This window comes from Micromonospora sp. NPDC003776 (genome assembly GCF_053605645.1).
The window spans coordinates 1-11,987 of record NZ_JBSGJR010000162.1 but is presented as its reverse complement, the minus strand read 5'-3'; the positions used below and the strand labels follow the sequence as shown (position 1 = coordinate 11,987).

11 protein-coding genes, 1 pseudogene and 1 riboswitch are annotated in these 11,987 nt (G+C 73.0%); of the genes and pseudogenes, 3 read left to right on the top strand and 9 right to left on the bottom strand.

From position 1 onward, the window contains the following. Window positions 1-228, bottom strand: a pseudogene (locus ACWEVO_RS15740) (hypothetical protein); the annotation flags it as partial. Window positions 229-334: 106 nt separating this feature from the next. Continuing rightward, a complete protein-coding gene (locus tag ACWEVO_RS15735; protein ID WP_067305333.1) occupies window positions 335-538 on the bottom strand; it encodes a cold-shock protein in 204 nt (67 codons plus the stop codon). A gap of 222 nt (window positions 539-760) precedes the next feature. Here ACWEVO_RS15735 and ACWEVO_RS15730 point away from each other — a divergent pair, with 222 nt between their 5' ends. Further along, on the top strand, window positions 761-1,291 hold the full coding sequence (locus ACWEVO_RS15730) for an N-acetyltransferase family protein (RefSeq protein WP_452308235.1): 531 nt from the start codon (window positions 761-763) through the stop codon (window positions 1,289-1,291). A 190-nt stretch (window positions 1,292-1,481) separates the two neighbouring features. Here the strand turns inward: ACWEVO_RS15730 and paaN are convergent, their stop codons facing one another. The 4 genes from paaN to ACWEVO_RS15710 form a co-directional block, all read right to left on the bottom strand. Beyond that, window positions 1,482-3,155, bottom strand: coding sequence for a phenylacetic acid degradation protein PaaN (gene paaN, locus ACWEVO_RS15725; protein WP_452308234.1), 1,674 nt, complete (start codon window positions 3,153-3,155; stop codon window positions 1,482-1,484). Window positions 3,156-3,207: 52 nt separating this feature from the next. Further along, window positions 3,208-4,227 (bottom strand): N-acetyltransferase family protein, encoded by a 1,020-nt coding sequence (locus ACWEVO_RS15720; RefSeq protein WP_452308233.1) that lies wholly within the window; start codon window positions 4,225-4,227, stop codon window positions 3,208-3,210. Between the two features lie 363 nt (window positions 4,228-4,590). Continuing rightward, window positions 4,591-5,880, bottom strand: a complete 1,290-nt coding sequence (thrC, locus tag ACWEVO_RS15715) for a threonine synthase (RefSeq protein ID WP_452308232.1) — start codon at window positions 5,878-5,880, stop codon at window positions 4,591-4,593. An 11-nt stretch (window positions 5,881-5,891) separates the two neighbouring features. Beyond that, window positions 5,892-6,024: riboswitch (SAM riboswitch) on the bottom strand. Between the two features lie 193 nt (window positions 6,025-6,217). Then, entirely contained in the window at window positions 6,218-7,183 is a 966-nt protein-coding gene (locus ACWEVO_RS15710; protein WP_452308231.1) for a DMT family transporter, read from the bottom strand. 90 nt (window positions 7,184-7,273) lie between these two features. Between ACWEVO_RS15710 and ACWEVO_RS15705 the strand changes: the two genes are divergently transcribed. Next, window positions 7,274-7,579 (top strand): ArsR/SmtB family transcription factor, encoded by a 306-nt coding sequence (locus ACWEVO_RS15705; RefSeq protein WP_452308230.1) that lies wholly within the window; start codon window positions 7,274-7,276, stop codon window positions 7,577-7,579. Window positions 7,580-7,688: 109 nt separating this feature from the next. Then, window positions 7,689-8,387, top strand: a complete 699-nt coding sequence (locus ACWEVO_RS15700) for a hypothetical protein (protein ID WP_452308229.1) — start codon at window positions 7,689-7,691, stop codon at window positions 8,385-8,387. An 85-nt stretch (window positions 8,388-8,472) separates the two neighbouring features. Here ACWEVO_RS15700 and ACWEVO_RS15695 read toward each other — a convergent pair whose 3' ends face one another. From ACWEVO_RS15695 to ACWEVO_RS15685, 3 genes are all read right to left on the bottom strand, one after another. Next, window positions 8,473-8,919 (bottom strand): DoxX family protein, encoded by a 447-nt coding sequence (locus ACWEVO_RS15695; RefSeq protein ID WP_452308228.1) that lies wholly within the window; start codon window positions 8,917-8,919, stop codon window positions 8,473-8,475. Between the two features lie 92 nt (window positions 8,920-9,011). After that, a complete protein-coding gene (locus tag ACWEVO_RS15690) occupies window positions 9,012-9,899 on the bottom strand; it encodes an ABC transporter permease (protein ID WP_452308227.1) in 888 nt (295 codons plus the stop codon). Further along, a partial coding sequence (locus tag ACWEVO_RS15685) for an ATP-binding cassette domain-containing protein (protein WP_452308226.1) occupies window positions 9,899-11,987 on the bottom strand: 2,089 nt, incomplete at its 5' end. The genes ACWEVO_RS15690 and ACWEVO_RS15685, both read right to left, overlap by 1 nt.

Genomic DNA, 11,987 nt, shown 5'->3' with positions numbered 1-11,987 from the left:
GGCCGGGTACGCCGGGCCGGACGGAGCCGACCAGGCGTGCTGGCCCGCCGGGTCACCCGGGTACGCCGGCCAGGGCTGCCCGCCCGGCACGGCCGGGCCGGGCTGCCCGGGCACGGTGAATCCTGGCGGGCCGGCCGGGGAGGGCCCGGGCGGCGTCGGACCGGTCGGGGTACCGGGCGACGCCGGGGGCACCGGCTCGGTGGAGCCCGACGGGGGCTGGTCGGACATGAACCCTCCTCAGCGACGATGGCTGGAACGGCTCACGATCTTCCCTGGTGCGCGCCCGCACCGCAGCCCCTGATCGGGGTGGAAATCCGCCGGCGGGCGGAGCGGGTCAGGCGATGACGCGGACGCGCTCGGCCTGCGGACCCTTCTGGCCCTGGGCGATCTCGAACTCGACCCGCTGGCCGTCGTCCAGCGCCTTGTAGCCGTCCATCTCGATCGCGGAGAAGTGGACGAAGACGTCCTGCCCGCCGTCGACGGCGATGAAGCCGTAGCCCTTTTCGGAGTTGAACCACTTGACGGTGCCCTGTGCCACGGTGCACTTCCTCACTCTGCGCGGCGTTCCAGAACCCGGAAACCGGCGGACCGGCACCGGCGGAGCACCGGTTCGGCGATCGGCGACGGCCGCTGAATCGGTGACCGAAATCGCACGCTACACGAGGCGTGACGACACCGCACGACCACAAATCGGGCATATTCCGGCCAGTGTCGGCCCCGGCTGAGTGCCGCTCCCTGGCCCTCCGGTATGCATGGCCACATGACCAGCGCGCCCACCATGACCGCGGCCGGCACCGCCACCGTCCGGCGAGTCCGCCCGGCGGACGCCGCCCGGATGCGGGCACTCCGGCTGGAGATGCTCGCCGATTCGCCGCTGGCCTTCCTGGAGACCGTGGCGGAGGCGGCCGCCCGCCCGCACGCCGAGTACGCGGCCCGGATCGCCGCGGTGTCCCAGGGCTGCGGGAGTGCCCAGTTCGTCGCCGATCCGGGCGGCCGCTTCGTCGGGCACGCCGGCGGCGTCGCGGCCCCGGACGAGCCCGGCCTGACCATCGTCTACGCCGTCTATCTCACCCCGGCCTGGCGGGGCAGCGGACTGCTCGACGCCCTCGTGGACCAGGTGGCGGCCTGGTCGCGGGCCTGCGGCCGGCCGGAGCTGATGATGGAGGTGGTGGTCGGCAACGACCGCGCCTACCGCGCGTACCAGCGCCTCGGCTTCGTCGACACCGGCGTCCGGGTCCCCCACCCCCGGATCCCCACCCTCCAGGAACTCCAGATGCGCCGCCCCGCCTGACCCCGCCCACCGAGGGCCCTGCCCAGGGCGGTCACCCCGGAGGTCCCGTCACCTGCGACCAGGGAGACCCGGACGGGTTTCCGGGGCAGGCCGCCCCGCGGAGGGATCAAGCCTGACCGCCCGGAGCGGGGCGGTCAGCCCCGGAAAACCCCGCGCACCCCGCCCCGGAAACCCCAACAGCAACCAGGCCTCAGACGTGCCGGCGCGACTGCACGATCCGGAACCGGTTCGCGACATAAGCCCCGTCGGTCAGCGCCGAGTTCGCCGCCGGGTTCGCCCCCGACCCGTGGAAGTCGGAGAACGCCGCGGACTGGTTGACGAAGACGCCGCCGGTGAGGTTGCAGGACAGGTGCACCCCGGCGTCGATCGCCGCCGCCTCGGCCGCGTCGAGCACCGCTTCGTCGGTGGAGTAGACGGCCGCGGTGAGCGCGCCCTTCTCCCCCACCGTCTCGCGCAGGATCCGGAGGCTGTGCTCGGTCGAGTCGGTGGCGATGGCGAACGAGATCGGCCCGAACCACTCCCGCGAGTAGGTCGCGGTGTCCGCCGCGTCCAGCTTCACGATCGTGGGCGTACGCACCACGGCACCCGGGAAGGACGGGTGCTCGACGGTCCGCGACTCCAGCACCGGCTCGCCGACCTTGGTGACCTCCTCCAGCCGCTCCAGCACCCCGTCGTTGACGATCGCGCCGGTCAGCTCGACGCCCCGGGCCGGGTCGGCGGTGAGCTTGCCGACCGCCGCGCCGATGCCGGCGGCCACCTCGTCGAAGCTCTTGTGCCCCTGGTCGGTCTCGATGCCGTCGCGCGGGATGAGCAGGTTCTGCGAGGTGGTGCACATCTGGCCGCTGTACAGGGTGAGCGTGAAGCCCAGGTTGCGGCACAGGCCGGCGAAGTCGTCGGTGGAGTCGATCACCACCGTGTTCAGGCCGGCCTTCTCGGTGTAGACGGCGGCCTGCCGGGCGTTCGCCTCCAGCCAGTCGCCGTACTCGGTGGAACCGGTGAAGTCGACGATCTTCACGGCCGGGTGCAGGGCCAGGGTGGAGGCGAGCTTCTCGTCCGCCGCCTCGGGGGCGAGCTGCACCAGGTTCGGGTCGAAGCCGGCCTCGGCGAGCACCTGGCGGGCGTACTTCACGGTGATCGCCAGCGGCAGCACCGCGCGGGGGTGCGGCTTGACGATCACCGGGTTGCCGGTGACCAGCGAGGCGAAGAGCCCCGGGTACGAGTTCCAGGTCGGGAAGGTGTTGCAGCCGATCACCAGGGCCACCCCGCGCGGCACCACGTGGAACGTCTTGGACATCCGCAGCGGGTCGCCCTTGCCGGCGGCCTTCTCCCAGCCGGCGGTCCCCGGGTGCCGGGTCATCTCGGCGTACGCGTAGGCGACCGCCTCCAGCGCCCGGTCCAGCGCGTGCGCGCCACCGGCCTGGAACGCCATCACGAACGCCTGGCCGCTGGTGAACTGCACCGCGTTGGCCAGCTCGAAGACGTTCTTGTGCAGCCGGTCGAGGATCTCCAGGCAGACGCCCACCCGGGCCTGCGGGCCGGCGTCCCGCCAGGCCGGCAGGGCGGCGGTGGCGGCGGCGACCAGCTGGTCGGCGGCGGCGTGCGGGTAGCGCACGTTCAGCGCCAGGCCGAACGGGCTGACCTCGGTGGCGACGGCGCCGCCGTCACCCGCCTGGTCGAGGGGAAAGTCAGCGTTCAGGTACGCCTCGAACGCCGCCTTGCCGTCGGCGGCGGCGGTCTCGCCGTACACCCGGGGGCTGGGCGACTCGGGGTAGGCGGACCAGTACCCGCGCTCCGAGATCGCGGTCAGCGCCCGGTTCAGGGTGTCGGCGTGCCTGTCGTACAGGGGGTGCGGGGTCTCCGTCATGCCCGCCATCATGCAACAGGAAGCCACCAGATCAGTAGGGGCGTGTCACAAGTCAGATCGTCAGCTGCCAGTCGGTCGAGCCCGCTGCCGGCCGGAACCCGAGCTGCTGGTTGATCGCGATCATGTGCGTGTTCTCCGCCGCGTTGTAGGTGTCGATCATGCGCAGCCCCGGCTCGTGGGACACGACGTGCGCCAGATTCTCGGCCTTGCAGAGCAGGCCGAGCCGGTGGCCGCGGTGCGCCGGATCGACGATGGTGATCTGCTGCCAGGCGTGCTCGACGGTGCTCGCGTCGAGGCTGAGCTGGCTCCAGGCGACCAGCCGGCCGGACGCCTCGTGCACCGCGCCGACGTTGTACCGCCGGACACCCCGGGCGTCGAGCGCCCGTTCCACGCCCCGGATCCGCTCCGCGTCCATCTTCTCCTGCTCCCACGCGAGGTCACCGAGGGGCGCGTCGAGCAGCAGCCGGCCCTCCAGGTAGGCGACGCCCGCCACGTGCTCCTCGGGCGCGTGGTCGCGCCAGCGGACCGTGCGGTAGCCGTCGGCCGCCGCGCGGGCCTCGGCCAGCAGGGCGGCCAGCCGGGGGCGGTCGAGCGTGGAGGTGTCGTGCCGGCGACGGACGTCGGCGAGCGCCGGTCGCGCCCCGACGGCCGCCGCGAAGGCCGCGCCGGGCAGCTCCCGGCTCTCCTCCCCGGGCAGCGGGGTGACGGTCGCGCCGACCAGCCGTTTGCCGCCGTGCTCGCGCAACTGCCTCAGGTCGTGCTCGTGCAGTGCGCGCCCCACCCCGCGCCGCCGGTACGCCGGGTCCACCACCAACTCCACGCTGGCGTTCTCGGTGTTGTCCAGCGTGTGCAGGTACAGCCGGCTCCAGCCGACCGGCATCCCGTCGAGGCGGGCCACCGACCAGCGCGTGTCGATGCCGGGCATCGGGTGCCGCAACGGGGCCTCGAACCGGCGCCGGCAGGGCGGAGGAAGGTCGGGTTCGTCCGCGGCCTGAGCCGCCGCCGCGATCCGGTACAGCGCGTCGAGGGTCGCCTGGTCAGCCGGATCGAGCGGGGTGACGGAGATGCCCATGGGGTGAGGGTGCGCCCCCGCACAGCGAAGGGGCCAGCGGTTTTCCGCCGGCCCCTTCGGACGTTGGTCGGGAGGGACGTCCGCACAACGCCTCCGGCGCTGGGTCGTAAGAACTTAAAAAGTCTCCGGCGGATGCCCTCCCGCACGGAGCATCTTGCGCCGTCCGGTTCCTGCCGTCAAGTCCTTGTCGGCGGGTTTTCCGTACTCACAGCAAATCGCCAGTTACCCACCGGATCTCCCCGATCCCCCGCCCGGGCGATCCGCCCTCCCCGGCCGGATGAGTTGATCAAGGGGTTTGCGTCGGGATCGGCCCTCCCGGTGACGTAAACCCCTTGATCAACAGCCTGGGGCGGTGGGTGGGGGTCAGGAGAGGAGGCCGGCGTCGCGGGCGGCGCGGAGGGTGGGCTTGATGCGGTGGGTGGGGCCGACCTGGGGAGCGACCGCGTCGATGGTCTTGAGGCCCTCGCCGGTGTTGAAGACGACGGTCTCCTTGGCCGGGTCCAGACGGCCCGACTCGACGAGCTTGCGCAGCACCGCCACCGTGACCCCGCCGGCGGTCTCGGCGAAGACCCCGGTGGTCCGGGCGAGCAGCCGGATCGCGGCCCGGATCTCGTCGTCGTCGGCGTAGTCCATCCAGCCGCCGGTCCGGCGTACCGCCTCCAGGGCGTAGAGTCCGGCGGCCGGGTCGCCGATGTTCAGCGACTTGGCGATGCCGGTCGGCTTGACCGGGGTGATGGTGTCGGTGTCGGCGTGCAACGCGGTGGCGATCGGGTTGCAGCCGGCGGACTGCGCGCCGAACACCGTCCAGCCGCCGGCCGGCGCCTCGACCAGGCCGATCTCGACCAGTTCGGAGAACGCCTTGTCGATCTTGGTGAGCAGCTCGCCGCTGGCCATCGGGATCACCACCTGGGCGGGGATCCGCCAGCCGAGCTGCTCGGCCACCTCGTAGCCGAGGGTCTTCGAGCCCTCCGCGTAGTAGGGCCGGACGTTGACGTTGACGAAGGCGGTGTCCTCGAACTCGTCGGTCTCCACCAGCTCGCCGCAGAGCCGGTTCACGTCGTCGTACGAGCCGTCGATGGCGACCAGGTCGCCGCCGTAGACGGCGGTGGTGACCACCTTGCCCTGTTCCAGGTCGCTGGGGATGAAGACCACCGACGGCACCCCGGCCCGGGCCGCGTGGGCGGCCACCGAGTTGGCCAGGTTGCCGGTGGAGGCGCAGGCGTACCGGGTGAAGCCGAGCGCGCGGGCGGCGGTCAGCGCCACCGAGACCACCCGGTCCTTGAACGAGTGGGTCGGGTTGCCGCTGTCGTCCTTGACCCAGAGCGGCGCGGTGAAGCCCAGCTCGGCGCCGAGGTGCGGGGCGGCGACCAGCGGGGTCAGCCCCGGGTCGAGGGTCACCCGGCCGGCCGGGTCCTGGCCGGCGGGCAGCAGGGCGGCGTACCGCCAGATGCTGTTCGGGCCGGCCTCGATCTGCTCCCGGGTGACGGCGGCCAGGGCGGCGGCGTCGTAGTCGACCTCGAGCGGGCCGAAGCACTCGTAGCAGGCGTGCTGCGCGGCCAGCGGGTAGCGCGCGGAACAGGCGCGACAGACCAGGGCGCGGGCCGGGCTGCGGGTGGTGTCGATGCCGGACGTGGCGGGAAGCGTCGACGTCATGTCGAGGAGTCCTCTCATCTTTCCCCGCATCGCCTCATGCGGCGGGGACGGAATTGGCACCTGCCCGCCGTCGCTCGTCGTCGAGCGCGCGGGTGGTTGCCGGGGCGTCATCGGGCCGTATCCCTCAGCCCCTCTGGATGAGGTATGCAGTTGTGCCGTCGAGTCTATGCGCAGTCCGCCCACCCGCGACCTGGGGTTCCCACGCTGTGAGCCACCCGCCGCGTCGCCCGCCCCACCCCCGCCCAAGATCCGCCCTGGTGCCCGGAAAGAGTGGCCATCCGGTTCTCGGTGGCCACTCTCTCCGGAAATCTGCCCACCCGGGGCGGGGGCGGCGGGATCAGCGGGCGATGACGGCGACGGGCTCGACGACGGCGGGGCGGTCGATCACGGCGGCCACGGGCTGGGCGACGGACCGCTTGCCGGTGCGGGTGGCCAGGTTGGCGGCGACCAGGGCGGCGATGGTGAGGGCCGCGCCGACCAGTTCCACCGCCCCGGGCCGGTAGCCGCGCACGGTCTGCACCAGGAACGTGGTCACCGGGACCAGGTTCATGAAGAGCGCGGCGTCGGCCGCGCCGAGCCGGCGTACCCCGGTGTTCCAGGCGAGGACCGCGAGGACCGCGGCGACCACCACGGCGTACGCCAACTGCGGGGCGACCGCGGCGAGGTCGGCGGCGGCCGGGGCGTGCTGGAGTCCGGTGAGGTCGGCGACGGCGCTGGCGGCGAGCATGGCGAGCGTGCCCGCGACGGCGGTCAGCGTGGTGTAGCGCAGCGGGGAGTACTCGGGGAAGCGACCCGCCCCGTGGGTGTAGATCGCCCAGCTGACCACCGCACCGATCATGAGCAGCCCGCCGACGCCGAACTGGCCCAGCCCGTCGAGCCGGCCCCGGGTGATCACCAGGCCGACGCCGACCAGGGCGACCAGCGACAGGCCGAGCAGCGCCGGCTGGGGCCGTACGCCGTCCCGCGCCCAGCGGACGAGCTGGGTGACCAGCGGGGTGGTGGCGGCGAAGAGAGCGATCTGCTGTGGCGCGGCGTGCCCGAGGGCGAGGTTGGTCAGCACGTTGAAGCCGGCGAAGCCGACCACGCCGAGCACCACCACCTCGGCGCCGCGCCGGCCGGCGCGGAGGGCGCCGAGCCCCTCCCGGGCCAGCAGCAGGGCGAGCAGGACGGCGGCGGCGAGCACGTACCGCGCGGTGGTCAGGTTGAGCGCGTCCACCCGGGTGAGCGCGCTGGCCAGGACGGGGAACATGACACCCCAGCTCAGTACGGCGAAGAGCGGGAAGGCGGCGTGACGAGAGCGCATCACAGCTCCAATGTTCGAGTATCGTCGAACCAACGACACTGACCTTAGGAGGTTGTTCGACGAATGTCGAACATGGGTTACCCTGGTCACATGGAGCTGCACGAACCCGAGCTGCGGGACGTACCGGTCACCGCCGTGCTGGCGGCGCTGGCCGACGACGTACGGCTGCAGATCGTCCGGGCCCTCGCCGAGGGCGGGGAGCACGCCTGCGGCACCTTCGAGTTCGGGGTCTCCAAGGCGACCCGCAGCCACCACCTCAAGGTGCTGCGCGAGGCCGGCCTGACCCGCACCCGGGTCGCCGGCACGAGCCGGTACGTGCGGCTGCGCCGGGACGAGGTGGACCGCCGCTACCCGGGCCTGCTGGACGCCGTCCTCAGCGAGCGCGCCCCGTCCTGAGGTCGACCGCCGACGGGGCGGCCGCCGGGCGGCCGAGCGGTCGATGATGCGGGTAGCGCGGGCTCAGTACGGTGCGGGCACCTTCCCCGAGAGAGGACAACGCCCGCCCATGCGCCGGACCCTGCCGAGCCTCGCGACCCTCGCCCTGCTCGGTTTCCTGACCGCCTGCGGAGGTGACTCCGGAGCGGTCTCCTCGGCGACCAGCACGGTCACCTCGTCCGCCGAGGCCCCGACCGCTCCGGCCGCCTCGACGCCCGCCGCGGTCGCCCCCAGCGCCACCCCTAAGACCGCGGCGACGACGAAGCCCGTCGTCGCACCGAAGCCGGCCCCGCCCAAGGCGCCGGCGCTCACCTGCAAGCAGCTCGGCGGCGCCCAGCTGGGCAGCGCGAAGGTGCCGTTCAACGGCTACCCGGACTACATCCCGCTGCTCGACGGGATCTGGAGCGGCGAGGACGGCGCGACCGTCGAGCTGCAGAAACCGTGCGGGATCGGTGACCTGGACGGCGACGGCGCGGCCGACGCCGTCGGCACGGTGCTGCTGCGTACGGGCGGGATCGGCCAGTTCTGGAGCGTCGTGTTCTGGCACAACTCGGCCGGCAAGCCGGCCTACCGCAGTCTGGTCGACCTGGGCGACCGGAACCCGGTCACCTCGGTCAGCATCTCCGGCCAGCGGGCCACCGTGGTCTGGCTGACCCGCTCGGACGGCAAGAGCATGGCCGAGTTGGACATCAAGCGGACCACTGTCTACCAACTCTCCGGCACCACCGTCACCGAGCTGAAGCACACCGACGCCCCCTACACCGCCTGATCAAGGCGGTTAGGCCGTTCGGATCCTGGAAGGAAGCGGCCCCCGGAAAGGCCGCTTCCTTCCAAGATCCCGAAAGCGACCGGCGTCAGGCGGGGACCGAGGTGCGGTCGGCGACCGGGGGTGCGGCGGTCACGCGGGTGCGGGGCAGGAGCGCGTCGAGCGCCCAGGTGCCCGGGCCGAGCACGGCGATGAGCAGGAACGACCAGCAGAAGAGGGTGGCCAGCTCGCCGCCGTTGCGGATCGGCAGCAGCCCTTGCGGCTGGTGCACGGTGAAGTAGGCGTACGCCATGGAGCCGGAGGCGAGGAGCGCCGCGGGCCGGGTGAACAGCCCGACGAGCGCCAGCGCGCCGCAGATCACCTGGATCAACGCGGCCCACCAGCCTGGCCACTCGCCGGCCGGGATCGCGTGCCCGCTGCCCCGGTTGCCGCCGAGCACGCCGAAGACCGACGCCAGGCCGTGACAGAGGAAGAGCAGCCCCAGCACCATGCGGAACAGGGACAGGACGGGGCCGTGCAGGCGGACTGGGTTCATCGAGACCTCCATCGATGGTTGCGGATGGAGTCCCAGGATGAACCGCTCATTCACAAATCTCTATGAATTCCTTCCTGGTGGGAACGCTCCCATCAACTGGTGACGTCCTTCCGGGTGAACCGCCAGAAGGCGAGGCTCCAGAACACGGTGGCGTAGACGATCGCCGAGACGGCGCCGCGTACCACGTCGTCGGTCTGCGCCGGGGTGGAGAGCAGCCCCAGCCAGGCGCTGCTGTAGTGGGTGGGCAGCAGCGCGCGCAGCCCGCCCAGCGCGGTGATCTGGTCCAGGATGCTCGAGAGGATCCAGAGCAGCACCGCCCCGCCGACCGCGCCGAGCGCGGCGTCGGTGGTCACCGAGAGCAGGAACGCCAGGCCGGCGACGACCAGCAGCACGACCGCCAGGTAGCCGAGCACCGCGAAGAGGCGGAGCAGCCCGTCGGCCGGGGCCAGCTCGGCGGCGACCTGGCTGCGCAGCGGCGACCAGCCGTACCGGAGGGTGCCGGCGAGCAGCGCGGTGCCGAAGAGCAGCAGCAGCGCCAGCGCCGAGTACGCGAGCGCCACCAGCAGCTTCACCGCCAGCAACCGGGACCGGGGCACGGGGATCGCCAGCAGGTAGCGCAGGCTGCCCCAGCTCGCCTCGCTGGCCACCGTGTCCCCACAGAACAACGCCACCACCACGACCAGCAGGAAGGACGAGGAGACGAAGAGCGAGAAGAGGGTGAAGTTCAACCCGCCCCCGGTGGCCAGGTCCACCAGGCTGCCGAACTCGTTGTTCCGGTTCCGGTCCGCGTTGCCGGAGTTGAACTCGAAGGCGACCAGGATGATCAGCGGCAGCAGCACCATGAACCCGAGCGTGAGCTGGGTACGCCGGCGGGACGCCTGCCGGCGGAACTCCGCCAGGAAGGGCAACGTCGCCGACGGCCGGTAGCCCGCCGCCGCGCCGGCCCGCTCCATCGTGCCCGCCGAGGTCGACCTGCCCATCACCGGTCCCCGCTTCCCCGAGAGTTCTCGCCGACCAGGGCGAGGAACGCGTCCTCCAGGCGGCGCCGGGGCACCACCCGGTCCACCCCGATGCCGGCGCGGACCAGCTCGGCCACCACCTCGCTGCGGGCCGTGCCGTTGGTGTCCACCACCAGCCCACCGTCACCGTCGGGCAGCACCCGTACGCCGGCCAGCCGGTCCAGCACCGTCCGCGCGGCGTCCGGGTCGCTCACCTCGAACAGCACGCTCGGCGACTCGCCGACGATCTCTTCGACCGGCCCCGAGGCGACGATCCGCCCCTTGTTCACCACCACCGCGTGGGTGCAGGTCTGCTCCACCTCGGCCAGCAGGTGGCTGGAGACCAGCACCGCCCGGCCGTCGGTGGCGTACCGCTGGAGCACCCGGCGCATCTCGGCGATCTGCGGCGGATCCAGGCCGTCCGTCGGCTCGTCGAGCACCAGCAGCTGGGGCAGGCCGAGCATGGCCTGCGCGATGGCCAGTCGCTGCCGCATGCCGTGGCTGTAGTTCTTCGTCCGCCGGTGCACCGACGAGCCCAGCCCGGCGATCTCCAGCGCCTCGTCGAAGTGCGCGTCCGCCCAGGGCCGCCCGGTCGCCCGCCAGTACGCCTTCAGGTTGTCCAGACCGGACAGGTGCGGCAGGAATCCGGGCCCCTCGACCAGCGCGCCGATCCGGGAGAGCACCGGCGAGCCGGGCACGAGCCGGTGCCCGAACACGTAGATCTCGCCGGCCGTGGGCTGGGTCAGCCCCATCAGCACCCGCAGCGTGGTGGTCTTGCCGGCGCCGTTCGGCCCGAGCAGGCCGACCACCTGGCCGGGGTGCACCTCGAAGTCCACGTTCGAGACGGCGACGAAGCCGTCCGCGTACTCCTTGCGCAGCTGGCGGACGGCGAGCGGGACGTCCGCGTACTCCGGGTGGACGGAGCTGTCCTGGCGGCGGTGCCGGCGGCGGACCGCCAGGACGACCGCCACGAGCCCGACCGCGATGGCGGCGAGCAGGCCGGCCAGCACCCAGCGCCAGATCGCGGCGGAGGTCGGGATCGGCTCGGCGTTGACGGTGGGCACCGTCAGCGGCCCGTCGCCGAGCGCCACCTGGTAGACGGCCGGCTCGGCCGGGCCGGCGTACGCCTGGTCCGAGGTGGCCACCACCAGCCGCAGCCGGTGCCCGGCCTCGACCCGACGCACGATCGCGGGCAGGGTGACGGTGACCGGCGCGGCGGCGTCGACGGTCCGCGGCAGGCCGGTCAGCCGGACCGGGGCGACCAGGCCGTCGGGCAGGGTGGCCGCACCCTTCGGGTCGACGTCGTAGAGCTTGACGAAGAGCACCGCCTCGCCGGTGGCCGAGGCCGCCCGGATCCGTACGGTCGGCGCGCCGACCACGTCGACCGCCTCGGCCAGCGGGGCGGACTCGAACCGGGCGTGCTGCCCGGGGATGTCGCCCGCCACCCCGTTCACCAGGGAGCCGAGCGCGCCGGCGAACGGCACCGAGGAGATCGCCGCCGGGTTCCCGTTGGGCGGGTTGGCGACGGTCTGGGGCGGACCGGCCAGGGTGACGTCCCGGTGGGCCTGCCCGGCCACGCCGGGATAGTCGGTGATCCGGTAGCCGGTGGCCACCAGGCCGCGGTCGAGCGCGTCGAAGCCGGCGATCCGGGAGAAGGTGAAGCCCTGGCCCGGTGCCGCGCCCGCACCCTTGACGTAGTGGTCGAGCCACTGCGCGGTCAGGAACTTCACCCGGTCCGAGTCGGACGTCGGCCCCTCGCCGCCGTCGTGGCCGCCGGTGAACCAGGCCACCCGGACCGGGGTGCCGGTGGCGGCGATGCCGCGCGCGTTGGCGTCCGCCTCGGTGAGCGGGAAGAGGGTGTCCGCCTCTCCCTGCACGAGCAGGGTGGGCGCCTTGATCCGGTCCAGCACCCCGGCCGGCGAGGAGCGCCGGAGCAGGTCCACCGCCGCCTGGTCGGCCCGGCCCGTGGTGGCGATCCGCAGGTACGCGGCGCAGACGTCGGCGGCGAACCGGCCGCAGGCCGGGTCGGCGGCGCCGCCGGGTGCCCGGCAGATCGGAAGTGCACACGAC

Coding starts and splice junctions, on each gene's coding strand:
- ACWEVO_RS15695 (WP_452308228.1), bottom strand. CDS start 8,919: ATGAACCCAGTCCGCCTGCACGGCCCCGTCCTGTCCCTGTTCCGCATG.
- ACWEVO_RS15690 (WP_452308227.1), bottom strand. CDS start 9,899: ATGGGCAGGTCGACCTCGGCGGGCACGATGGAGCGGGCCGGCGCGGCG.
- ACWEVO_RS15730 (WP_452308235.1), top strand. CDS start 761: ATGACCAGCGCGCCCACCATGACCGCGGCCGGCACCGCCACCGTCCGG.
- ACWEVO_RS15720 (WP_452308233.1), bottom strand. CDS start 4,227: ATGGGCATCTCCGTCACCCCGCTCGATCCGGCTGACCAGGCGACCCTC.
- ACWEVO_RS15710 (WP_452308231.1), bottom strand. CDS start 7,183: ATGCGCTCTCGTCACGCCGCCTTCCCGCTCTTCGCCGTACTGAGCTGG.
- thrC (WP_452308232.1), bottom strand. CDS start 5,880: ATGACGTCGACGCTTCCCGCCACGTCCGGCATCGACACCACCCGCAGC.
- paaN (WP_452308234.1), bottom strand. CDS start 3,155: ATGACGGAGACCCCGCACCCCCTGTACGACAGGCACGCCGACACCCTG.
- ACWEVO_RS15700 (WP_452308229.1), top strand. CDS start 7,689: ATGCGCCGGACCCTGCCGAGCCTCGCGACCCTCGCCCTGCTCGGTTTC.
- ACWEVO_RS15705 (WP_452308230.1), top strand. CDS start 7,274: ATGGAGCTGCACGAACCCGAGCTGCGGGACGTACCGGTCACCGCCGTG.